We start from the raw sequence: 23,898 nt of genomic DNA, 5'->3' as shown, positions 1-23,898 counted from the left end.
AGGTGCACCGGGCGACTTGAATTGAGTACTCGTCAAATCAGATCCCTTTCATCTTGTTTCCGCGCCAAAGGAGCCAGATCAGGTAGGGCGAGCCGAGCATGCTCGCGAGAAGTCCCGCAGGGACCTGGCGGGGAAAGAGCAGATTGCGGCCCAGCCAGTCTGCGACCACCATGAGCAAGGCGCCAAAAAGCGCTGCGCCGATCGTTTGCGATACGGCGCTCCTCAATCCGGCAAGCCGCGCCATGTGGGGGGCCATTAGACCGACGAAGCTCAACGGACCGACGACCAGTGTCGCCGCACCGGTTGCAACTGCGGCAAAAGCAAGGACCACCATCCGGGCCGCAGAAATGGCCATGCCGAGTTCCCGAGCCGCCGCTTCTCCCAAGGGCAGGATCGTGAGCCAGCGGGACATCGCAGGTATTGCAGCCATGAGAATGACCATCGCGCCACAGGCAACCAGCGCCTCATCCATGGTGACGCGATAAGTCGACCCGGCCATCCAGCTCAGCAGACCCGGCAGGCGCGGGTCGCCGCTTGCAACGAGGACCGATGCAAGTGCCCCAAAGAGGGTAGAGAGCATGACGCCCGCAAGAATGGTGCGCTCCGGCGAGAAACCGCATCGTCGGCTCACTCCCAGCATGCCGACGATCGCCGTCAAGGCGCCGATGAATGAAGCAATCAGCTGCGACCATCGATCAAAACCGGGATAAGCCAGCAGCAGGACAATCGTACCGAAGGCGGCGCCCGAGCTTATTCCCAGCGACTCGGGGCTTGCCATTCCGTTTCCCGACAAACGCTGGACGACCGTTCCAGCCATGGCCAACAGAGCACCGCTGGCCAGCGCCGCCAGAACGCGAGGGCCGCGCCAGTCAAGCAGCAATTCGAAAGCGGCCCCACTCGCCCAATACCAGCCAACCGGCAGGCGCCCCAATGACAATGCGACTATGACGGCCGCAGTGAGCAGGAGACTGCCGCATACAAAAACAATCGTTTGGTTCGACCTAGCTCTTGAAACCGGCATCTGCTCAACTGCGGGATCGGTTGCCCGCAGGCGCGGCAGCAGGAACATCATGAATGGAGCCGCCAGCAAGGCGGTTAGCGCGCCGGTCGGAATTGTTCCAATCCAGAGCTGTGCCAGAAGCACGAACCGGTCGGCGAAGTAAAGAAGGATGGCGCCGACGAAAGGAGCAGCCCATATCCGCGCCATGAACGTCCTCGCTCCCACCGCTCGGGCAATCAGCGGCGCCGCGAATCCGATGAAACCGACAACCCCGACACAGCTGACGACAGAGGCGCTCAACGCAACGGCGATGAAGAGTGCGGCCAGCCGGGTCTTGGCCGGGGAAAGGCCAAGACCACGCGCCATGTCATCGCCGAGCGAGAGCAATGTGAGGTGGCGGGCCAACAGGGCAAGCAGGAGCCATGCGGGAAGCAGCCGCAAAACGAACTGATAGGCCGCCCACCAGTCGCTCTGTACCAGCGACCCTGTGCTCCATACGAAAATATCCGTCAGGCCTTCATGATTGAAGAGGACCAGCACGGTGCTAAGGGAGCCGCAAAGAAGACCGACGACAAGGCCGGCCAGGATCAGCGTAATGGGCGAGAAGGTCCGGACGGCGGCAAAGCCGATCACGGCAAACGTGGCAATGGCAGAACCCAGGACAGCTACCCACTCGCGCATCCAGGCAGGTAGCTCCGGAGCAGCAACGGAGGCGACGACCAGCGCAAGGTGTGCTCCGGCTGACGTTCCAAGCGTCCCCGGCTCGGCAAGCGGATTGTTCAATACCTGTTGCATGACAGTACCGGAAAGCGCCAGCAGCGCGCCCGCCAGAAGGCTGACTGCCACACGGGGGAGGAAACTGTCATGCACGATGATCTGGCGAACATCCGAAGGGTCGGGAGAAACCAGTGCGGACCACCAGAGTTGCGCGGGCAACAGGTGGTGAACTCCCTCGGCGACCGAAACCGGCATGATCACAATAACCACAAGGGCCGCAATGGACCGGAGCTTTGTAGAGCTTTCTTTGACAGTGCTTCCTATCATCATGCTCGACGCCCTTCTTCCAGGAGAGCGTCAGTCAAGAGGCGCGCAAAACGCGCGGCTGCAACGAGTCCGCCGAAGTACCAAACCGGCTCGACCCGCGTGATCCTGCCCGTCTTCGCGAACGGAAGGCTGTTCCAGAGTCGGTTCTGCGCCAGTTCATCCTCGATGAGGCGTGAGCGCGGCCGAAAATACACAAGCCGCGCATCGGAGGCGGTCAGGTTCTCGAGACCGACTCCCGTCGCCCACCCCCAGAAATTCGTCTTGCCGGTCCATGCATTGCGCAGACCAAGAAGTCGCAAAACGTCGTCGAACATGCTGTTTCGACCGAAGACCGAGACATGGCGCGGATCGATGAGATTGATGAGATAGATCGGCTGGATCCGTGACGCCTTCAGGCGTGATCGCGCTGCTTCGATTGCTTCGGCCGCTTCTCGGATCACCATTTCGGCCTCATCCGTTCGTCCAAGCGTCTGCGCGAGGCGCAGCGTCTCGCGGCGGGCGGCTTCAAAGGGAGCACGTTGTTCGGTGTAGATCTCCAGTGACATCGAGGGTGCGATGCGCTCCAGTCGTGCGCGATCGGCTGAATATCCGGGAACCATCGTGATGAGGTCGGGAGCGAGCCACTGCAGGAGTTCGAGATTGGGTTCGGTCCGCAGACCGAGATCCACGACGTCGGGTGGCGGCGCCGGCTCCACCACCCAGCGGCGATAGCCTTCCACATCGGCCAATCCGATCGGCGGAGCCTTCAGGGCGATAAGGGTCTCCGCCGAGGCCCATTCAAGCGCCGCAATACGATCAGGCGGATTTCCACCGAACGCCGATCGTGGACGCATACCCGCGGTAAGAACTGCGGGTACGAATTTCAACAGATCGCGGCGGCGGAGATGTCTCATCGCTCACCACCGATAGGTCAGCGTCGCCAATGCCGTTCGCCCATTGCCCCAATAGCAGGAGGTCAAGCGGCCGGCGCATCCCGACACATATTCCTCGTCGAACAGGTTCTTCAGGTTGAGGTCGAGGTGCAGTCCGTCGAGGTCGGGCGACTTCTTGCCGAAGTCATATCGCAGCCCGAGATCGACCAGGGTGTAAGATGGTACCTTCGTCGTATTGGTACTGTCGGCCCAGCTCGAACCGACATAGCGCACGCCAACGCCAAGACCGAGACCTTCAAGCGGTCCCGTCTGCACTTCGTAATCGAGCCAGATCGAACCCATCTGCCGCGGAACGTTATAGGGAACTTTGCCCTCAAGGCTCGTTCCACCTGCCGTGGAAGGTGTGTCCTTCACGGTCTCGACGTCCTGATAGGTATAAGAGCCGATGACATTGAAGCCGGCCGACAGATTGAGTTTGGCTTCAGCCTCGAAACCACGGGAGCGGACTTCGCCAAGCTGACGATATTGACCAGGCAGATCCGTTACTGCCGTGCGCAAGTTCTCCTGGGTAATGTCGAAGGCAGCCAGCGAGACGAGACTTTCCGATCCAGGCGGCTGATATCGCACACCGATCTCGAATTGTTCGGCTGTCGTGGGCTCGAACGGATTTCCTTCGATCGTGACACCAGCCAGCGGTTCGAAAGACGTCGAATAGCTGGCATAGGGCGCGATACCATTATCGAAGAGATAGATGGCCCCGATACGGCCCGTGAAGGCGCCGTCGTCTTGCTTGACCGTGCTCGCCGGAGCCGATGACGTCAGCGATCGGGTCGTCGTCTCGCTTGAGGCCCAGTCATAGCGACCGCCGAGGGAAACGACGAGACGGTCCCATTTCAACTGATCCTGAACGTAGATGCCGATCTGATCCCTGGTCTGGTCGATATCCTGCGTTAGCGTCGGCGGGACGATCGTCAGCTTGTAGACCGGATCGAAGACATCGACCGTCGGCGCCGTTCCGTAGCCGATCCTCACATCGGAATCGACATGCTGGTAGTCCAGGCCCAGCAGCAGCGTATGCGCGATTGCCGCCGTATCGAACTCCGCCTGAAGCTGGTTGTCGACCGTGAACGCACCCATTTCTTCGATCGAATGGTATGTGCCCCGCTTCAACGTCCGCCAATCAGTTGGAACGCCGCCGACGCTGGCGAGCCCTTGGCCGTAGACACGACGGATACCGACTGCGGGATCTCGATGATCGGCGTGTCGGTCTTGCTTCCGGTCGCCGAGCGGGTGGCGACGAAACCTTCGACAGGGCCCCACGCCGTCTGAGCCTGGACGACGATGGGCGCAAGCGTTGTAGCGCCATCGGCGGGCAATCCGGTTTCGGAGGATGGCGTGCCGATCGTCGCGGTGTTCGGTCCAGTAAACCGATAGGCCAACCCCGTTCCCGCGAGAATACGCGCAAGCGCTTCCTGTGGCGTGAAGCTCCCCTGCACTCCCGGGCTTCTCAGACCCTGAACGCGTGCCGTGTCGTAAAAGACCTGGATTCCGGCCTTGTCGGCAAAGGACAATATGGCCCCATTGAGGTTTTGCGCGGGAATGTCGAGTGCAACCGTCGCTGCCGGTGAAGAAACCCTGCTGGTCGTGCCCTGAGCAGACGCGTCGTCCGGTAAAGTCGAAAGGCCCATCAGCAGCGCCGTTGCGCTGATCGCACTTGCAAACCGGACCAAAACCGAGTGAGTTTGGCCCTTCCCCTTCACGTCCATGAAATGCCCCTGAATCCGTCTATCCGGCGTCCCCCACGGACGCTTCGTAAAATAAGACGAACTCAGTCATGTTTTTCAGTAAAGGTTTTTCGGTTTTTTGATCGGCGCTATCGACGCAGTGAAATCAATAAAGAACGGTGACCAGCGGCGGAACGGAAGCCGTGCGAACGCGAAGCTCGGCGGCAATGCGACCAAGCGCATTGCCCACATCCTTCGTGTCGAAGACCCCGCTGACATGCAAGCGCGCCAAGGAATCTCTGGCAATCACGATCCGGCCGCGGCGATATCTGTTCAGTTCGGCCACGACTTTGGATAACGGCACGTCATTGAAGATCAATTTTCCCCGTCGCCAGGACGTCGCCTGGTCCACGTCCCTTTCCTCCACTTTGCCGAGAACGCCGTCAGACGAATATCGAACCGCCTGACCCGACGACAGGAGCGCGTCGCGGGACTGAGTTGGCCCGTTCACCTCAACGTTGACCTGATGTTCGGCGACCGTCACCTCGACTGCTCCATCGAACTTGTCGACAACGAACTGCGTGCCCAGCGCTCGGGCAGTTCCGACACTGCTTTTGACGACAAACGGGCGCGTTTCGCTCCCCGCTTTCGGAGCAGCCGTGAAATAGGCCAATCCCGAAAGCAACTCCACACCCCGCTCCCGGTCATCGAATTCGACTGCCAGTGCCGAATCCGAGCCGAGATCGACAACCGTTCCGTCCGACAGCGTGACGGACTGCTGCTCACCGGGCGCAGTCACATAGTCCGCCGACATCCGGATCAACGGATTTCCGAACCAGAAGAGACCAAGACCAGCAGCGACGACGAGGCTCGCGGCGAGCGACAGCGTCGGCAGATAGCGTGACTTTACCCTCACCGGATGGTTGCCGGCGGCATGAAACGGCATTGCCGGTACCATTGGCGCTGCCGGCTCGATGATCGCTTTCAGACCCGCCAGTTCGTCCCACGTCCGGGAGGCGAAGTCGAAGGCATCGCGATGTCGCGGGTCGCTTGTAAGCCAGCGCTCGAAACGGTGTCGGTCAGCCGCCGTTACATGTTCCCCGCCCAGGCGGATGACCCATTCGGCCGCCTCCGCCTCTATCTTTTCCTGCGCTTCTTCCGAGTGTGCCACGTCCGATCTCGTATTATTCCTTTTGCCGCAACTCGAACATCTCGATTATAGGACGTTTTGCCGTGCCCTGTTCGGTAAGCGGGGCCTAATTTATCTTGGAGTTGACTTTGGAAGCCGCCGCGTGACGTGAAGCAGAGCCTTGGCGAGATGCTTTTGGACGCTGCTGTCCGAAATTCCGAGGTTTGCCGCCACCTGCGAATAGGTCAGCCCATCGATCCGGTTGAGGATGAAGATCGTACGCGTCAGTTCAGGCAGTTCGTCGACAATCTGCCGCAGCCGTTCAAGCCGCTGGCGCGCGTCCGTCTCGTCTTCCAGTGTCGGCCTGTCGTCCGCGATATGAGTCAGGTCCTCGTCAGAGGTGACATCGGTTTTTCGGCGCAGGCGCTGGCGAGCATGATCGACCGCCAGATTATGTGCCATCCGATAGAGATAGGAGCGCTCGTTGGAAACCGTTGCTCCTGCCGAAGAGCCAAGCTCGGCATAGCGCAGAAACGTTTCCTGTGTGAGATCGGCCGCCGCATCCGAATCGCGCAGTTTCTTCGTCAGATACGCCTGGAGCTCGCGCCTATGCGCAAGGAATAATCCCTTGAGCGCGTCATCCGTCATGCGAGAGCCCAGATCCAATCAATTCCCTGGCTCTCTATTTCAGATTCCGTCCGTGTGCAAACACATAGCAGAGGAGGTTGAGCCGATCGGGCGATTGCGTGGTATTGGATCATTAGCGTGAGGGCATTGTCCGCTTTTCACACAAAGGCGATCCGCGGCGCCGCGCTAGATGGTCCGGGCTCGTCTTGTCCTATGGCTGAAGCAAGTCCAGCGCAGCCGTCGTAGCTCGAGTTTGACGAAACGCTTGTTTTTGGCTGGACGTCGGATGACTCGACATTTTCTCGCAAGCACCGGGATTGAACGGGAGATTCGCGCGGGCGGCAAGAAGCCATCTGGACTTCTATTGACCGCCGTCGATCTGGTCCCCCGACACAAGTGCCATCGGGTGACATTCGTAACCATCTTTGGGCCCGCGATCGCAGTCTCGGCCTCCGCACAAAACGTCCGCTTCTGCCGTTCGGGTGTCGATCTCCACGTTCAGGGCCAACCGAACCCCCGGTTTGCCGATCGGGACGATCTTCATCTTCCATTTTTTGCCGGCTCAACGCGAACATTGCCTCTGAACGATCAGAACTCCGACCATTCCTGTTTGAGCGCAGCATTGCCATGTGTCGCAGGCGCGAGACCGGCAGCCGTTCTTCTGTGCGAGGGAGATGCCATCGTCGCCGCCATCTGACGCAAGGCACCGGATGGCGTGCCTTCGACGTTTGCACCATTCAGCTGGAAGCGCGCAACCAGTTCCTTCATGCGGCTGGCCTCGGTCGCAAGCGTTGCGCCGGCGGCATTGGTCTCCTCCACCATGGCAGCGTTCTGCTGGGTGACCTGGTCCATCTGATTGACGGCCGTGTTCACCTGCGAAAGCCCCGTCGACTGTTCCTGCGCCGACGTTGCAATCGCCTCCATGTGCTGGTTGATCGTCACCACGAGGCTGCCGATGGCCTTCAAAGCCTCGCCGGTCTCGCGAACAAGTTTGACCCCGCTTTCCACCTCAACCGAAGAATTGCCGATCAATTCCTTGATCTGCTTTGCCGCTTGCGCCGAACGCTGCGCGAGTTCGCGGACTTCCTGCGCGACGACGGCAAATCCCTTACCGGCTTCGCCTGCACGGGCCGCCTCGACGCCCGCGTTCAAGGCGAGCAGATTGGTCTGGAAGGCAATTTCGTCGATGACACCGATAATGCTGGAGATCTGGTCGGACGACTGCTCTATCCTGCGCATGGCCTCGACGGCGTCGGCGACGACCTTCTCCGACTGAGAGGCACTGTCGTTCGCGCGAATTGCGACCCGTCGGGCCTCGTCGACGCGCTTGGACGAGTTCGTCACGTTAACCGTGATCTGGTCGAGCGCAGCTGCGGTCTCCTCCAAAGACGCGGCCTGCTGTTCCGTGCGCCGGGAAAGATCCTCCGCGCCCTGGCTGATCTCGCGCGTTCCGCCATCGATCGTACCGGCCGCGACGGCGACCTGGCCCAGCGTTTCTGCAAGCTGCGCAACCGCAGCGTTCAGATCATGGCGCAACGTCTCGAATTCGGGCGCAAACGGATCCGTAAGCTGGAACGTCAGGTCGCCGGCGGCAAGCCGGCGAAGGCCGGCCGCAAAACCAGCGGTCGCCTCCTCAAGGCGCGCCTGGGCTGCCGCTTCGGCTTCGGACGCCAGTTTTGCGCGTTCGCCTTCCGCTCTGGCGCGATTGGCTTCAGCTTCAGCTTCCAGTTCCTTGTTCTGGATGGCGGCCTGTCGGAAGATCTCGACCGCGTTGGCCATTTCGCCGATTTCGTCTCTCCGGTCCTTGCCGGATATTTCCGACGCCGTATCACCATTCGCCAGGCCGCGCATTGCCCGGGTGATCCGGACGATCGGCATGGCGATCCCCGCAATTCCGAAATAGGATGCGCCGCAGACCAGAACGGCGCTGAGGCCCAGGATGGCATAGATCAGTGTCAGAGTGCGGGAATATTCGCTGCGGCTGCTGACAAGGCCAGCATCGGCTGCCTTCTGATTGAATTCCACGAGGATGTCGACATTGGCGGCAAGATCATCGGCAACCGGCCCCAGATCATTGTCGAATGCGTCGATCGCCTCCTGCCTCTTGCCGGCCCTCATGACGGCCATCATCTTCTGGCCCTCCTCGAGATACTTGGCCGAGGAAGCGTCCATCTCGGCGAAGGCCTTTCGCTCGACATCCGAATCCACCAGATCCTGGTAGGCGAGAACCGTCTTTCGAAGCTTGGCCTCCCGCTCCTTTATCTTTGCCTCGAGCGCGCCGATATCCCCGGAGGTCCTTCCCATTGCGTAATCGGCATAGGAGCCGCGAAGGGAGTAGCGGGCAAGCTGTATGTCCTTGGCTTTTGAGATGCCCGGCTGAATGCTGGTCGCAAATCTTTCGGTGTTCTCATTGAACATCTCCAGCCCGCTGATGGCGATGTAGCCGGTAGCACCAAACAGTACAGCAACAGTGGTGAAGATGGCGACCATCGCGGTCTTAATATTCGGACGCTTCATGGAGAAACCTCATGGGATTTGACGCCGTGCGAGGACAGCTTGGATCAGATTGTTAAGAAATTCGGGCGGCGTCATACCGCGAAGATACGATCTGCGGTGGCAAGTTCAGCTGGATCGAATCAGATCTTCATGCCGATTGCTTAAATTCAGCTTAAGGTTTTACTGGCGAAGGGGCAAAATCGTAACTGCCTTGTAGCGGGCGGCTGCCTTTCAGGCGGTGCCGCCAATTCCGCAGAACGATACCACCCCTCTTCCTCAGAAGCCGCCGCCGCAAGCGACCTCACCACACGAGGCTTTGCTGTCTTGGAGATTGTCGCAGCGGCTTGCGGGGGCCGACCGCCGCGCCGCGAGAATACGTAAGCGCACAGTCTTTTGCGGTGCTGAGTGGTCACCGATCGCCGAGACGCTGCGCCGGAGTCGGAGGCGCCGGTTCGACGGCACTTTTCATTCGCATTTCACCTCCGGCCGATAGACTTGGTTTAGCAGGCTGCCGCTGTTGCCACCGACCTCAGTGCCGCCGCCGGTGACATAGATCAGGCCTTCGGCGAACGTGGCGCCGGTCACGCCGTGCACCGGGATGGGCATGTTGGGCAGCTTCGACCAAGAGTCACGACGCGGGTTATAAATGTCGTGATCGGGAAAGACGCCGGCTTCCTCCTCGCCGCCCCAGACGTGCACGCAGCCATAGGCGATAGCGCTATTGATGCCGCTGCGCGGCTTCAGCATCGGCGCGGCCACGGTCCACTGCCGCGTGCCCGGATCGTAAACTTCATGGGCGGCGGTCTTGTCGCTCATGAAACCGCCGCCAAGTCGTCCGCCAAAGACGTGGATCTTGCCGTCGATCACCTGTGCGGCAATGTGGTTACGCTGGCTCGGCAGATCAGGCAGCGTTTCCCAGCTGTCCGCGCGCGGGTCGTAGACCGCGAAATCGTGACCGCGCGGCGGGCGGCCACCGACCACGTAGATCTTCCCCTCGTGGACCACCGCCGCTCCGGCACTGCGCTTGGTCGGCATGCGCGACCGCTCCTCCCAGCGAGCATTCGCTCCTTTCCGCGTGTCGAGACTATAGACGGTATCGACATAGGCCGTCTGCGGATCGGTCTGACCACCGAAGAGGTATATGACATCCTCATAGGCTGCCGCCATCCCGTGGTTGTTGACCTCGGGCAGATCAGGGCCGCGCGTCCAGGTGTCTGTGGCAATGTCGTAGATCTGGACGGTCTTCACGCTGACCCGGCCGGCCGGATAGCCGCCCAGTACATAGATCTTGCCCCCGGTGCTTGTCAGCGTGAACTCGGAGTTCGGCTCAAGGAGTGATGCTCTGCGACCCCAGCTGCCGGGACCCGGGTCGGCTTGCGCCCAAGCGGTGGCGCTCATGCCGACGGCGAAGCCGACCGCGATGAAACTCTTCAGCATTGACGTCTCCCATATCGATGGCGGACACGCGATCATACCTCAACCACCGGCTGCGACAATATCCATAGGCTGAGCATCGTATAGGCGACCATGAGCACGACCATCGGCGCTTGGCTTGTGACTGCAGTCACCCGGCTCGGTGCCTTCCGCAGAGCCTCCTGATGCGCGAGCATCACCGCAGCGACATGTCCCAGGACAATGGCAAGCACCGCAAACAACCAGACAAAACGCATTCCGATCACGCCGATGTCGATCGTGGAGTGGCGAGTGCCGAACAAGTCCCAACCGAGATTGAGCGGATCGGATAGGAGCGGCCATACCGCCTGTCCTTGGATCAGCAGATACGAGAGGTAGTGCGCAAGGTGGTAGCCGAGTGCGATCGGCACGAACGAGAGCACATAGCGCCGCGCGGTATGGTCCAAAGGTTCGCCGGCGATCCGTCCGACGAGGGCACAGGTGCCGAGATAGACCATAGCGAACACGAGCGGCGTCACCAAGAGGCCGAGGGTTTTGACGACGCTGTCTGCCGCGGTGTAGCCGATGCCCGCAATGATTCCGCTGTCGTAGAAGAGGCGCATGATGAGGCCGACGACGTTGTCCCAAAAAGGTGTCTCACGAATGCCGTCGAACGAGACCGTGGCAAGTGCTACGATCACGAACGCTGCCGTGGCCGCGGTCGGTGGCCTTGCCATGCTCAGGCCGGCGCCGAACGGGCGGATGACGAGGGCGCCGTTCTTAACGTCAAACGCAGCAAACCGCCCGATCAGGCCGAAGAAGACGGCAAAGGGATCGGCGTTGGCGCACCATTCCTTGACGCTGAAGAGTGCCATACCCATCCAGGTCAGGAGCGAATAGGCCAGAATAAGCGTCGCGAGTTTTCCTGGTACCGCGTTCTCGGTCCAGGCGAGCTCGCACCACGCGAATGCCAGAAAGAGGAAGACGGCCGGCCACGCGCCGACGCGGCCAGGCCAGACGAGCGGTGCCCGGGGTCTCGGGAATATTCTTGCAGCGGCACGCCAGGGATCGATCAACGGCCAAACCCCGCCGACCAGCGCACTGACATAGGTTACCCCGACCCACCAGACGACCCAGACACTGACCGGCAGCAGGTTGCTGTCCCAGTCCTCCTGTGCGCCGAAGAAGCCGGCAAGCAGAAGCAGGAGGAACACGGCAAGAGCGAGCCCGCCGAGCACGCGTCGCACACCGTTCACCAACCACCGCGGCAGAGGGAGCCGTCGGTTCGCACGCAGACCGTCGCCGCCCCCGACAACGACTGCGGTGACCAGGAAGGAGAGAAGCACCGCCGCGCCGGCGCCGACGATATAGTGCCAGAGCGGTAATGGCAGATCATAACGCTGGGCGAATGCATGAGCATCGGCCTCGGAGGTGGCGAGTACGAAAAGGCAGGCAAGGCGGCAGGCGCTCTTCAATCCGGATGCCGCTTGATACGCAGAACGGCTCGATGACGACCGTCCGCCTCGTACGGTTCGATCACGAAGAGCCCCCGCGCGCGCGGCACGCCATCCATCCGGCATTTTGGCCATGCGCCGTTCGTCACCAGAAGCCGGCAAAACGATCGCGAGCAAGGCAAGGATAGCCGCCGCACCAGGCATATGAGCGGATACCGGCGACAAACGGGGAATATGATCGTGCAGCGGCGCCTCCTCTCCCGCAAAGGATGTCTCATGGTCTCCTGGTTTGCCACAGCCTGCGCGAAAAACGACGTCCACGAGTCAGGCCGTTAACGAATGTGTGACTGTGATCGACCGTCGAACTGACAGCAAGTTGAATGAAACGAAGCCGAACAGCCGGATGAAGTCTGCTAGAGTGCTCTGTGCGTCGCGTGCGGGCGGCCCGCATGTCGATAAGAATCGCATAAGCCTGGGGGAGCCACGATGCGACTTACATTCACGACCTCGCTCTGCATCTTCTGTTTGGTTCATGTCGGACCGGCCTTGACCCAAGACGGCGGATTCTCTCCCGCCGAAATGGCAAGAAAGGCTTTGCAGGAGCCGTTCGTCGGAGTAACGACCGACGGCACGCCAGAACCGGATCTGTTCGTGATCAAACCGCCCAGGCCCTCCATGGAGCCGGTGCGCAAAGCTGCCCGCGCTTTCCTGGAATCGCTTTCGGAACGACAACGCAGCGAGACGGTGTTTCCAATCGACAGCGAGCAGTGGCGCCATTGGTCGAACTTTCACCAGTTTCCTGGTCGCGCGGGAGTGATGATCGAGGAGATGACCGACACGCAGCGGCAGGCAGCCTACGACCTTCTGCGCGCCTCCCTGAGCGCGAAAGGTTATGAGACCTCCCGCGACATCATGCGCCTCAACAGTCATCTGGCCGAGCTCGTGAACAACTTCGAGCAGTATGGAGAGCACAAGTATTGGGTGACGATGTTCAGCGATCCCTCCTCGGACGAGCCGTGGGGATGGCAGTTCGAGGGCCACCATCTGGTGATCAACTACTTTCTCCTTGGCGATCAGCTCGTAATGACGCCAACCTTCATGGGGTCGGAGCCGGTGCGCGCCGAGAGCGGCAAGTATGCCGGCACAGAGGTGCTACAGGATGTGCAGGACGCCGGGCTCGCCTTCATGATGTCTCTGTCGGAAAGTCAGCGCGAGGAGGCCATCATCGGCCGGAAGCAGGGCCGTTCGTCTGCCCTAGGCGAGCTCTTCAAGGACAACATCGTCGTGCCCTACGAAGGCCTTGCCGCCAACCGACTGAGCGAAGCAAGCCGCCGGGTGCTGATCGACCTCATTACGCTCTATGTCGAGAACCTTCCTCCCGGTCATGCCGAACTGAAAATGAACGAGGTGTTGGAGCACATCGACGAGACCCATTTCGCGTGGAGGGGCGGAACGGATGCCGACAGTGTCTACTACTATCGCATACAAAGCCCGGTCATCTTCATCGAGTTCGATCACCAGGGTCCCATCGCGCTTGAGGGATCGGAGCCGACGCGTAATCACGTCCATACTGTCGTGCGCACACCCAACGGCAACGACTACGGCAGAGACCTGCTCAAACAGCACTACCAGGCGATGGAGACGGATGCAGGTCACGGACATGTGCAGCGTCCATGACCTGAGCAGCCAAACGCATGCACCTGTGCTCACTGAATGCGCCCCTCGAGGTTCTGGGGATCACCGGACGACATCGCCTACGAACAAGGCATCCAGGGCGTCGACCAGAAGAACCCTGGAGGTGGGAGTGCGTGAACATTGGTGTGCGAGGTGACGAGTTCGAATACGCCCGTAGACGCCAGCGGCCATTCACTTCGGATAAATCTCTATATAGAGCACGGCCCTGTGACGGCCGTCGGCGTCGTGTGTTTCAACCGGGAAGCGCCCTGCCGCGCGTGCTTCAAAGACCATAGTTGCGTCGCGTTCCGGTCCGACCCGCGCCTCCAAGTCGTAGCCGTGAAAATGCAGCACCATGTCGCGATCGCTCGTCCACCGGAGGTCCACGCTATCGCCTTCTGCAAGCACAAGCGTGGGTGCCCCGCCCGCGGGTGCTGACAGACCTTCACCGTGCGCCACACCGTCGACCAGCGAGATTTCGACTATGTGGAGCTCGTCGGCCCAAACGGGCAGCAGGCTTGCGAGCAGCGCAAGGCTCGTCGCGATGCCGGCGAAGAACCGGCGGGTCACGGCACTCCGCCGACCGCCAACTGCGCAAGCCTTCCTCGAATACGGCATTTCGTGGAACATGAGCACCTCTGGTCCTGCCTCATCGGTGCTCGAACATAGCTGAATCCGTGCCCGTCGGTCATTTCGAAAGCGAACATACGCCTGGATCAATGGACGAATGATGACGACTTGAACTGGAAAGGCCCCCGCAGAGGTCCGGCAGAACGCAGTATGCAGCGCCTACTTTCTTTGTTGGAACAGCCAGTCTCGCAATCCGGCTATCGTATAGGCAACCGACCAGGTATAGACGTGCCCTGCCCCAGGATTGGCAGTCACTCCTTCAGGGATGACCGTACCTTTCTCGAAGGCGACATAGAAGACATTGCTGTCGGGGCCTTGCTTCAGCATGGCTGCGACGTCGTCGCTGAACTGCGTTTCGCTGGCCCTGCCGTTCCAAACACCTCGGGTGATCTTCGCCCCATTGGTTTCCAGCTCGTCCATGATCGCGTTCATTCCCGGATAAGCCTTGCTGTCGTCCTGCGATACAACCACCCACAGCTTGTTCTTTGCCATTGGAGCGACCTGCGCGGGATCCCACTGGCCGGCCACAAGGAGCGATGCGGCAAAAAGGTCCGGGTATTTGATGTTGAGGGCAATCGATGCCATGCATCCACCTGATTGCCCGGTCGCATAAAGTCGGTTTTCGTCAATGCTGTAGGTCGAGGCCAGTTCCTTGATCAGGCGGACAGTGATGTCGGGATATTCGCTGACCTGAGAACCATCATTTGCGAGCGCCGCCGGATATTGCGGCGCTAGCACGAAGGCAGGATGCCTGGCCTGATCTTCAGGGCTGGCGAAGGAGACTGCGCCGAGCCCCTGCACGAGCGTGCGAAAGGGGTTGGTACCCGTCACCCCATAGTCATGCATGAACAAGACCAGCGGATATTCGCGGCTCGAATCGTAATCCTTTGGGATGTAGAGATTATAGGCAAGAGAGAGTCCGGTAACAGGATCCAAGAACCGGAGCTGCTGGAATTCGTCCACGATCAAGTTCGATAGTCGCGTGTTGATGACCGGAGTGTTGGTTGGCTGATAGGTCCTGCCGGTGGCTGTCTCGACGGTGGCGGCTTGGCTCACGACGATCGTCGCGGCAGTGTCGATCTGGGGCGCGAAAGTGATGGCGCTGTCGTCGTTCGGATCGAGCTCGATGATCACGAACCGGCCATCCCCGCCTTCCGCCGCCTTGACCGCATGGTCGTTGGCATAGACCCTCGTGATGGTTCGTCCGCTGACGGCAAAGGTCGCGTCCGTGAGGCTGCTGTTCTTGATCGGCTGGTCGTATTCGACGATGGCCGCGGTCGTCCTTTGGCCACGGCCGAACACCTCGGTGACCGCGGTCACGGCTTTAATATGCTCAGCATGAAACACGGCGGAATTTGCGATAGGGCCACCGCCTCCATTGCCACTTTCGTGACCGCCTGCATCGGCAGCTGTCCGTGCGGATGCGGTCGTACACAAGGCAAGCATCATCGCTGCTACAAGGGCTCCTTTCATTGTCCATCCTATCCGCTCCAATGCAAGACAGCATCATGGTGGCCGAACGAAGGGAAATCAACTTGGGCGGCTATCGCATCTCGTCTTGATTGGCTGATTTTGCGTGTCGGCTTCACTTTCTCCGGGACTTGCCATCATCACCACCGAAGCAGTGACGCTGCTCAGTAAGGCCAAACGGGCGCTGCAGTAGCAAGACTATTCATTTACCGAGCTCAACCCATTACGCCCACCTCTTCGCCATCCATACACGATCCTTGTCCGGGCGGGCGGTCGCGCAGGCGGCCGATCTCGACATAACCGTGCTTCACATAGAACCCGATGGCCTGGAAGGTGGAAGTTGTTAGCTGCGCACCAATAGCCCCTTTGGCTCGCGCTTCATTTCGGCACGGACAAGGAGAGTGCTTCCGTGCCCCTGACCGCGAAGGGTCTCATCTATCCAGAAACGATCGACTTGCAACCAGCACAAGGTCAGCATTGCCCTAATGCCGCCGCGCACCTCTCCGGTGTTATCTTTTGGAAGAATGGTCAAGGGGATGCGTGGCCAACCACCCGCTTTCGCAATCACATCGGAAAGTAGTCCCTCGCTAATCTGCTGGGCTCCCGGTGGATCGGACCTCTCATGAACTTCGATGCGAACAGAATCCACCGCTCTCTTAAAACCTGTGCGACTGGAGACACGTCGCAGCGCCTTAGGTGATTGCTGTTGCGGAATCAATCGCCTTTCAAGCGTTCAGCAGATTTCGCTGTGGGAGCACTCCGGTTCGCAAAACACGCGACAATCCCGCGATTGCCTGATCTTCGAGGAGTTCGCCCGGAGATTTGCTTCGTTGACGCGATTTCAGGCTCTTCACGTGGTAAATAACTCCCAAACGTTGCTGACTAATTTTTGGTAAACGGAAGTCAATGGCGCTATTGCTTCCGTAGCTGCCGCTCAAGCTAAAAAATGAATATAAGACGGAGGAGCACGAATTTCATATGAGCGCCACCTCGGTTCTCTCTCGCCCATCTCACACCACCGTTCAGCTAACGCGCTTGTCGTGGGGCATTCGTTCCCAAGAGCGCCTTGCGAATGGATGCATCGGCGAACTCGTCGCCTTCTCGTCTTGTCAGCCGGACAGATAACCGCTGGCCCAATTGATACGCTCTGCCCTCTCCACAGTGCAGGCCATGATTTTCCAGGCCCATGCCGCTCATCGCTTCCTCGTATTGCGACAGACTGACGCTCAGTGTCGAGCGGCCGACATCGGATCTCGCCAGCGTCGTAGTGTCCCGGCCATCATGCCCCACGGCGTTCGGCGGAATAAGACGATCCCGCGCCGGAGATCAATTGCATGACATGCGGCGCACGGCAGAAGCAACTGGACGCCTTCGTCGGTCAAGAACCTTCCGGATCGCGCCAAAGAGAGGCCTTGTTGAAGCTCACCGTCACGTTGATGATCGCTGTAAAACCCTGACAGCTGTCAGGGTTTTCCGCGCATTTCCGATGGACAACCCCGGCAATGAACAGCACCCACGAACCTCGGTTGCCGACCACGACGGTCGCACGTGCCACCTCAACTGACCTGCTTCGCCGAGGGGATATTTGCACGCAGGAGCGCCATCAGCATGGGTCCAATCGCAAATTCGCCGCGTTCGGCTCGCCTTGTCAGGTCGCGAAGATAGCCGCCAGCCGAATTGATATGCCCTCCCCTTTCCAGGATGCAGGCCATGACTGTCGCGGCATTTTCCGGCCCCATGACGGAGCTCGCTTCCTCATAGGCCGACGGACTGACGCCCAGCATCGAGCGGACGACAACGGCGGCCGACATGAGGTCCCGCCAATTGCCGATCTTGCCGCCGGGGCCATAATCGCCGATCTGCGGGCATGCCTGCAGGACGAGGCCAAGCGGGAAGGATTTCAGCACCGCGCCCGGTCGAGACACCGCGCCACCAATTTTCGCGGTCGGACTGACCGCGTCCCTTCCCCTCTTGCCAAAGTGCGGCTCGGCCGGTGGCGCGCCTCCTTCCTCCGGCTTCGCGCCCTGCTTCGTTTCGAAGCTTGGTTCAAATTCAGAAATGGAGTCGGGGTTTGAATTCTGTTTGTGACGCTCAAAATGGGACTCATTGGCGCTCAATTTTTGCGTTTCTATTGTTAATTCCAGTTGGTTGACGATCTCTTCACGCAGCATGTCCATCTCTTCGAGGATCGGCGGTAGATTGTCGAGTGTCGCAGACCGTGGGATCCGTTCGACAAGCATGCGGTACATCGCCTGAATCCCACCCCAATCGCCTGGGACAGCCTCGTCGATCGCCGTTGTAATCAGCTTGGCAATGTCACGCCGGCAGACGGTCAGGCGTTCCTTGGTGACGCGCAACAGCTCGCGTTCCGCATTTGCCTGAGCGGCCAGATCCTCGATCTCCGATGCACGCGCCAGAAGTGTTGCAAGGCTGAAGCCGAAGGCATCATCGATCTCCCCTTCCCTCCCCCGACGTGCATACCGCTTGCCGTTCGGGCTGTCCTTGCGCGAGATCAGCCCCGCTTCGACCAAAACCGCGAGATGGCGCCGCAGCGTAGCAGGCGTCATGCCGCGCGCCCTGATCGACAGCTGCGCATTGGACGGAAACACGATGAGTCCGCGCTCTTCGGAAATTTCGTCGTCCGGATAGAAAGTCAGCAGCGCATCAAGCACCGTCAGCGCCCTGTCGGTCACGCCAAGGGCCGCTCGAGCCTCGCAGATCGCTCGAAAGAGCTTCCATTTGTTGCGTCTTGTCCCCGGCTCGATTTCCTCGGCACGCTTTTGAGCTGCGAGCATGCCAAGCGTCATCGGCCGCCGCCCAAAGGGCGTCGTCACACTTCCACTCTCCATCGTCCTTCACCTTTTCAAAGGCAAAAGAAGTCAGCTCGCCAAAATGACGCTCAAGGACTCTTGACTGTGATTCGTGGAAATGCGATTCTCGATCTTGCTACAAATCAGAGGAAGGCTTCCACGACCTGGTCGTTTGGGGGCCTTTTTCTTTTGCGGTCTACTCTCCTTCGTTACCTTTCCGGCTTCGATAAGCGCTGTAGAGCTCGGCCAGCCTTTCAGAGATGAACTCTCCGAAGCCGACCGCGTCCTTCGCCTTCAAAGCAAGCATGTATGACTTGCCGTCGTTCTTCGTCTCGACGTCAACCTGCTTGTCGTCCGACGTCCACTTCCCGGCGCGGATCTGTTTGGCCTTCGTCGGTCGACCGCTCGACTTGACAAAGGCAAGCAACGCATTAAAGCGCTCGTCGCCGTTCTTGGCGGCAAACTCTTCCGTCTGGATATATGCCCGAGCCCGCTCGAGATTGGCGGGCTTTTCCAACAGCGTCTTCAGCTCGTACCAGCGGTCACGGCCAATCCCCTTGGCAGCACCCACGGCGCCCAAAAGTTCGGGGGGCATGCCTGCGACCGCCAGCATCTTCGACAATGTGGCCTTGTCGAGAGAAAGGGCGGACATGACGACGCGATTGTCGTTGTCGAAATGAAGATGCGCGATGTGGCTCGCGAACATCGCCTTTTCCAGAAAGGAGAGGTTCGAACGGGCGGAGTTCTCCTGGCCCTGGGCGACGAGATGATCGCTGTCGCTGAGCTCCTTAACGACCACGCGAACCTTGCGTCCGAGCGCCTTAGCGACACGCAGTCGCCTATGACCGAACACCACCATATAGCGGCCGGATGATCGTGGATGCGGCCTGACCAGAATCGGACTGTCCTGACCGCGTTCGCGAATGGCGGCGAGAAGCTCCTCGAATTCCTGGTCGTCCTCCTCCAGCCGATCCCGGACGAAGGAGCTGTCGACCAGATCCGGATCGAGCTCGACGACCGTCTCCCCCTCGAGGAGCTTGTCGGCGCGTGCGGAAATCTCGTCGATCGAGCTCAGGAGCGACTTCGATGCCCCCTTCATCGCGTAATCGAGTGCTGGCCGGCTGACGTCCGAAGCTGCTTCACCCATGACATTCATAAAGGGATTTTTCCGAGCCATATCTTCAGCCTTTCAAATCCGATACTGCGTTGTTTTTTCGGAAGGAAGTTGCCCTTTTGACGGCCGTCAACATCACATCCTCCCCCATGCCCTGTGAATCAGCCCCTGGATCTCGAAATTTACCGCATCCATGCATTCCATGGCGCGATCGTAGGTCTCGCGCGTAAAGGCCGATCGGTCGAGTTCGTACAGCGTTCGTTTTGTCAGGCCGGCGTCCGAGATCGCCGTGGTCTTCACCATGGGGCTTTTGAGCATTTCCTCGGCAAGCATCGACTGCATGAAGCCGAGCATCTGTACCTGGGGCACGTCCGTCGGTTCGAAGCGCGTGATCAGGTAGCGCAGCCAATCCATGCGCACATTGGCGCCGGCCTTCTTGATCGTCTTGGTGATGTTGCCGAGCATCAGCAGAAACTGCGACATCGACATCAGATCGAGCATCTGCGGATGGACGGTGATCAGCATGGATGTCGAGGCCGTAAGGGCGGTCAGGGTGAGATATCCGAGCTGCGGCGGACAATCGACGATGACGACGTCGTATCGATCATCGACATCCTCGAGAGCCTTGCCGAAGCGTGTGTAGAACCGCCGGCCATCCGCGCCCGCTTGAATAGCTAGCGGCGTGTCGTACTCGTACTCCTGGAGCTCGAGATTCGCCGGGATGATGTCGAGCCCGGGAAAGTTCGTCTGCAATATGACGTCCGCGATGGGCTTTCGCGCGTCGTCGTAGCGAATGGAATCGTAAAGGGACGGATTCCGATCGAGCTCGGGCTGAAAGCCGTGCAGGGCGGATAAGGATGCCTGCGGATCGAGATCGACCGCCAGTACGCGATGCCCGGTAAGGGCCAGGTGCTGGGCAAGATGCGCCGATGTCGTCGTCTTGCCGGAGCCGCCCTTGAAGTTGACGACGGCGATAACCTGCAGCTTGTCGCCCGCCTTGCGATGCGGCACGTACTTTTTCGCCTCGCTCTTGCCCGTCTTATCGAGAAAGAAGCGGAGCTCGAGCATCTGTTCGGCGGTGTAGTACTTGCGATTGCCCGACATCGTCGTCGGGACCGGACCCTTGCCCTCGAGATAGAGGCGCTTCAGGTTGCTCGGAGTGATGCCCAGGTAATGTGCGACCTCGGCGACGGAAAATGATCGCAGGGTCTTCTTTGCGTTCGGAGGGAAATTCTCCAGGCGCAGTTGATCGAGCTTGCGTGAAATCTCCGCACCCTGCATGAGAATCTTGTCATCGAATTCAAATGACGGCAGCGGGTTGAACGCGTTCATTGTCTCTCCGACCATTATGTCGATAAAACAGCCGAAATCGGCGAAATGCCGTCATTATCGCCGATTCTCTCGGGGTGACAAGGAAATTAGCGTTAACAGGAAGTTAACATCCACGCCGCGACGACCAGGAAGGCGATTCTCCGCTGCCGAAAAGACGCTCAATGGCTTATGCACAAGAAAGTTGACTGCCGTCAAAAGGTGATAATTAGCGAATAAAAGCAGGAACTTGATGCGAAACTGGGGTTCGCCTGCCGATGCTTACCGGCAGCTGCTGGCATTGCTGAGAGGCCCGAGGCCTATCTTGGACAGAGACGATTTATCTGTTGAACGTGCCTGGCCGGCGTCTGCGGATACTCGTGTTTTGCTGTGTACCGCGCGCGAATCAGACCCGCCGTACCTGCCCGGATCAAAATCGACGGTGTTTTCGGGATGCATACACCCAGGTCCCTCGCCTCGCCCACACCTGCCGTCTTCTCCGACGAGATGCAGGAAAGGCTCGACGCTTTGGCCAGCGCCGTCCGGGCCATGCATAGAACCATGCCCTAAACACCAAAGTGCCCCGGCCTCGGCCGAGGCACGTCAGCCGGGTCAGTGTTTTACCTTTTCCGCCAGCTCGTTCGCCCTGCCGCGATCATTCCCCGCTTTCTTGATGATCTCTTTTGCTTGCTCGGCTGTGAGGCGGTGCTTCCGGCGAAAATAAGAGAGTTTATACTGCTGTCCCGCCGCGACCCTCTTCCTGTCTCGGCCGATGTCCCGTCTGCCTTCTGCCATCAGATCCTCCTAAAACCATCATCTGAGTGTTAAAAACGCGCATCAGGAGAAATTTGTTCAACAAAAGGCAGGTCCCGCTGTGCAGGATCGCGCCGTTTGCGCGGTCTGCCGCAGATCTGAGACATTTCTTCAGCTGGGAGCGGTTTGGAGGATGTACGTGGGACTTTTATCATCCACCTAATGCATCAGTTGATTAACTGCCCAACTGGCGCATGCTTTTGGCATGGCAAGAATTCCCCTTCCTAGAGTCCCCTTGGGTCATCCCGACAGAGCCGCTCGCTGCCAAGAGGCCCTTGAGCCAGAGTTTCAAGCGTTTCTGGAGCGTACGATGCAGGCAGGATGGCTTCCCGAGGAGGCCTTGGTCACGCTCATCGACCTTGCCGATACCTATGGCCTTGTCCTCCTTAAGGAGGGCACACTGGATTCTCTGTGGGCTCGGCTGCGAAAGCGCCATTGACACTCGATCAGCCGTCATCAGAAAGGACCACTATTCCGGCCTCCCTGGCTGCCTTGACGAAAGCTGCGCGAGCCTCCTGTGGAGGTCGGTCTTCGTCTACAAGCACAGTCAAGCATGTGTGAAGCGCCTCTTCGAAAGCCTTTCCCTCATTCACCGACCACTGTGTCAAGAGCGCTCTGGCAAGATCTACAGTGTTGAGGCTTGTATGTCGGGACTGATGAAGCTCCGCGCTGATGTGCCTGATCGGTCGGTATGGAGTGTCCATCATGTCCGTCATTTCACCCCTGCGCCAGTGAGGATATTGACTTCCCGAAATCGGCCGGTGGGAAATATCCGCTATGGCGCGAAGAGCAGAGAGCCACCGCAAGCCTAGTCCCGCTCACCGCCCCAGATAATCTGGCCGCCGTATCGATAAGCAAGTCGGCGGGCCTCACCACAGCTTGTCGGCGGGGGCTGCTGGCCAGCCGGGCGGTCGTAGAACCACACGCGGCAGGTTCCGGGCGGCGGTAAATGCCCCTTGGGAGTGCGGAACGAATAGCGCGATCGCCGATCCCGGTTGACGTCGTCGTGGCCCCAAACGCGGTATGAGTGCTTACCGCTCTTATTCTTATCGGGATCAGCGAGCGCGGGCGATGCGATCAGAGCGACGCCACCAGCAAGAACGAGATATTTCAGCATCAGAGGACCTCACTAGCACGCAGCAGATCTAATGGTTTCATATGCGGTCTGAATAAGCGCTGAACGCCTCCTTAGTTCGACTGCTTTGCGATTTTTCTTGCATTCAAACCAGCTTCGAGGGTGCTCCATAGCGGTCAAAAAAACAGGCCCCGAACGACGCGAGCGGGACCCGAAGGGAGGGATTGTCGAAGCGAAGGTGGACCGTCGCCTGCCAGTGATAGAGGTGTTCACGGAGGGTCTGGCGCAGTCCGTGTGCGGCGGTCCGGCATCTCCAACGTCTCATGAGAGTTTTTGTTCCAAGAGAAAAGCGGCTAACCAAGTGACGTTTAAGGTGGACCGTCGCGCTGCTTCCTGATGGATAGGAAGCGAAGCAAACCTGTCGCTCATCAACATTGGTACCGGCGGTCCAACAAGAGTAACGCTCCTGATAACTTAGGGTTCCAAAGCCCTGAATTCAGCGGATAATGACCCTATTCATTGCCGTTCTTATCGAGACAATCGCCCTCAAAAAAGATCCACCAGAAGTGAATTTCACGAGATCGTTTCTTATTGAAGGCCCACCATCGGCCGTTTCGCTTGTCGAAGCTATGCTTATCGAATGTCGATATAAGCTCTTCAATGAGAGGAGTGGCCAATCCAGCCTGTGAAAAGGTTGCTGCTAAGGTCTCATCTGACAGAATTTCGCCGGTTCGACTCTGGACGCTGTGTTTGATCCGAAACATAGAGTGCCGTTTCCTTTGCGACACATGTCGGTGACCGCAGCTGCTGTAAAATAGTGAATGACTGCGCGTGCGAACGCAATACGGCAAAATGGCGGGATCGCGGCGTTTCCTCATGGGAAGCGGACGAATCTGCAGTTTAGTGTTGGCTGCATCCACCTGCCAACAGAGCCCATGAGTGCCTTTCTTGCCTCTTCAGGCAAGATCATAACTTCGCGCCCGGCTAACTGGGCCTCTGCCGCTACAAAACGGAGCACGAGGTAGTTTAACTTGCACGGATCGGTCATCCCACGCCGATAGAGCTTGACAGTCCACGCGGCCACTCTCTCACGATCACATTCCGCCACGCTGGCTGCAGCAATGCGGAACGCAGGTTCAAGCACCGTGAAGTCATCCGACGTCAAAATGTTTGAATAGTAATTGCATGACATACTTCTCCCTTTCATCACAGCCGTTAGAGGAAGAGGAATGGTGGACCGTCGCTCCCGGTGATCGTAATAAGGAG

19 protein-coding genes are annotated in these 23,898 nt (G+C 59.3%); 2 read left to right on the top strand and 17 right to left on the bottom strand.

Annotated features, from left to right (window positions below; translation table 11 throughout):
- Positions 1–37 precede the first annotated feature (37 nt).
- The 9 genes from fhuB to AAE029_RS08895 form a co-directional block, all read right to left on the bottom strand.
- Positions 38–2,047, bottom strand: coding sequence for a Fe(3+)-hydroxamate ABC transporter permease FhuB (gene fhuB / locus AAE029_RS08935; RefSeq protein ID WP_371072460.1), 2,010 nt, complete (start codon positions 2,045–2,047; stop codon positions 38–40).
- On the bottom strand, positions 2,044–2,937 hold the full coding sequence (gene fhuD, locus AAE029_RS08930; RefSeq protein WP_371072459.1) for a Fe(3+)-hydroxamate ABC transporter substrate-binding protein FhuD: 894 nt from the start codon (positions 2,935–2,937) through the stop codon (positions 2,044–2,046). The genes fhuB and fhuD overlap by 4 nt, the downstream gene beginning before the upstream one ends.
- Before the next feature lie 3 nt (positions 2,938–2,940).
- Positions 2,941–4,086: a TonB-dependent siderophore receptor gene (locus AAE029_RS08925; RefSeq protein ID WP_371072458.1), complete on the bottom strand. Its 1,146-nt coding sequence runs from the start codon at positions 4,084–4,086 to the stop codon at positions 2,941–2,943.
- A complete protein-coding gene (locus AAE029_RS08920) occupies positions 4,083–4,682 on the bottom strand; it encodes a secretin and TonB N-terminal domain-containing protein (RefSeq protein ID WP_371072457.1) in 600 nt (199 codons plus the stop codon). The genes AAE029_RS08925 and AAE029_RS08920 overlap by 4 nt, the downstream gene beginning before the upstream one ends.
- Positions 4,683–4,806: 124 nt before the next feature.
- Positions 4,807–5,811 carry a FecR domain-containing protein gene (locus AAE029_RS08915; RefSeq protein ID WP_371072456.1) on the bottom strand — a complete coding sequence of 335 codons (1,005 nt, stop codon included), beginning with the start codon at positions 5,809–5,811 and terminating at the stop codon, positions 4,807–4,809.
- 90 nt (positions 5,812–5,901) lie between these two features.
- Positions 5,902–6,435 (bottom strand): RNA polymerase sigma factor, encoded by a 534-nt coding sequence (locus AAE029_RS08910; protein ID WP_371072455.1) that lies wholly within the window; start codon positions 6,433–6,435, stop codon positions 5,902–5,904.
- A gap of 549 nt (positions 6,436–6,984) precedes the next feature.
- Complete coding sequence (locus AAE029_RS08905; protein WP_371072454.1) at positions 6,985–8,913, bottom strand: methyl-accepting chemotaxis protein; 1,929 nt, start codon at positions 8,911–8,913, stop codon at positions 6,985–6,987.
- Between the two features lie 444 nt (positions 8,914–9,357).
- Positions 9,358–10,329: a Kelch repeat-containing protein gene (locus tag AAE029_RS08900; protein WP_371072453.1), complete on the bottom strand. Its 972-nt coding sequence runs from the start codon at positions 10,327–10,329 to the stop codon at positions 9,358–9,360.
- Between the two features lie 32 nt (positions 10,330–10,361).
- Positions 10,362–11,759 carry a hypothetical protein gene (locus AAE029_RS08895; RefSeq protein WP_371072452.1) on the bottom strand — a complete coding sequence of 466 codons (1,398 nt, stop codon included), beginning with the start codon at positions 11,757–11,759 and terminating at the stop codon, positions 10,362–10,364.
- 465 nt (positions 11,760–12,224) lie between these two features.
- Between AAE029_RS08895 and AAE029_RS08890 the strand changes: the two genes are divergently transcribed.
- Positions 12,225–13,415 (top strand): DUF3500 domain-containing protein, encoded by a 1,191-nt coding sequence (locus tag AAE029_RS08890; protein ID WP_371072451.1) that lies wholly within the window; start codon positions 12,225–12,227, stop codon positions 13,413–13,415.
- A 189-nt stretch (positions 13,416–13,604) separates the two neighbouring features.
- Here AAE029_RS08890 and AAE029_RS08885 read toward each other — a convergent pair whose 3' ends face one another.
- The 7 genes from AAE029_RS08885 to AAE029_RS08855 form a co-directional block, all read right to left on the bottom strand.
- Entirely contained in the window at positions 13,605–13,982 is a 378-nt protein-coding gene (locus tag AAE029_RS08885; protein WP_371072450.1) for a hypothetical protein, read from the bottom strand.
- A 219-nt stretch (positions 13,983–14,201) separates the two neighbouring features.
- Entirely contained in the window at positions 14,202–15,362 is a 1,161-nt protein-coding gene (locus AAE029_RS08880; RefSeq protein WP_371072449.1) for an alpha/beta hydrolase-fold protein, read from the bottom strand.
- A gap of 1,528 nt (positions 15,363–16,890) precedes the next feature.
- Complete coding sequence (locus tag AAE029_RS08875) at positions 16,891–17,067, bottom strand: hypothetical protein (RefSeq protein WP_371072448.1); 177 nt, start codon at positions 17,065–17,067, stop codon at positions 16,891–16,893.
- Position 17,068: 1 nt separating this feature from the next.
- Entirely contained in the window at positions 17,069–18,361 is a 1,293-nt protein-coding gene (gene repC / locus AAE029_RS08870) for a plasmid replication protein RepC (protein WP_371072447.1), read from the bottom strand.
- 157 nt (positions 18,362–18,518) lie between these two features.
- Positions 18,519–19,499, bottom strand: coding sequence for a plasmid partitioning protein RepB (gene repB, locus AAE029_RS08865; RefSeq protein ID WP_371072446.1), 981 nt, complete (start codon positions 19,497–19,499; stop codon positions 18,519–18,521).
- Between the two features lie 72 nt (positions 19,500–19,571).
- Positions 19,572–20,768 (bottom strand): plasmid partitioning protein RepA, encoded by a 1,197-nt coding sequence (gene repA, locus AAE029_RS08860; protein ID WP_371072445.1) that lies wholly within the window; start codon positions 20,766–20,768, stop codon positions 19,572–19,574.
- Positions 20,769–21,356: 588 nt separating this feature from the next.
- Positions 21,357–21,539, bottom strand: coding sequence for a DUF3606 domain-containing protein (locus AAE029_RS08855; protein WP_371072444.1), 183 nt, complete (start codon positions 21,537–21,539; stop codon positions 21,357–21,359).
- A 328-nt stretch (positions 21,540–21,867) separates the two neighbouring features.
- On the opposite strand from AAE029_RS08855, the gene AAE029_RS08850 reads away from it, so the two are divergent.
- A complete protein-coding gene (locus AAE029_RS08850) occupies positions 21,868–21,996 on the top strand; it encodes a hypothetical protein (protein WP_371072443.1) in 129 nt (42 codons plus the stop codon).
- 7 nt (positions 21,997–22,003) lie between these two features.
- Here the strand turns inward: AAE029_RS08850 and AAE029_RS08845 are convergent, their stop codons facing one another.
- Positions 22,004–22,261 carry a DUF982 domain-containing protein gene (locus AAE029_RS08845; protein ID WP_371072505.1) on the bottom strand — a complete coding sequence of 86 codons (258 nt, stop codon included), beginning with the start codon at positions 22,259–22,261 and terminating at the stop codon, positions 22,004–22,006.
- Positions 22,262–23,898: the final 1,637 nt, after the last annotated feature.

The organism is Sinorhizobium sp. CB7, from assembly GCF_041357635.1.
Classification (GTDB): Bacteria; Pseudomonadota; Alphaproteobacteria; order Rhizobiales; family Rhizobiaceae; genus Rhizobium.
Note: the sequence above shows the minus strand (reverse complement) of the source record. Positions and strands in the feature narration are given on the sequence as shown.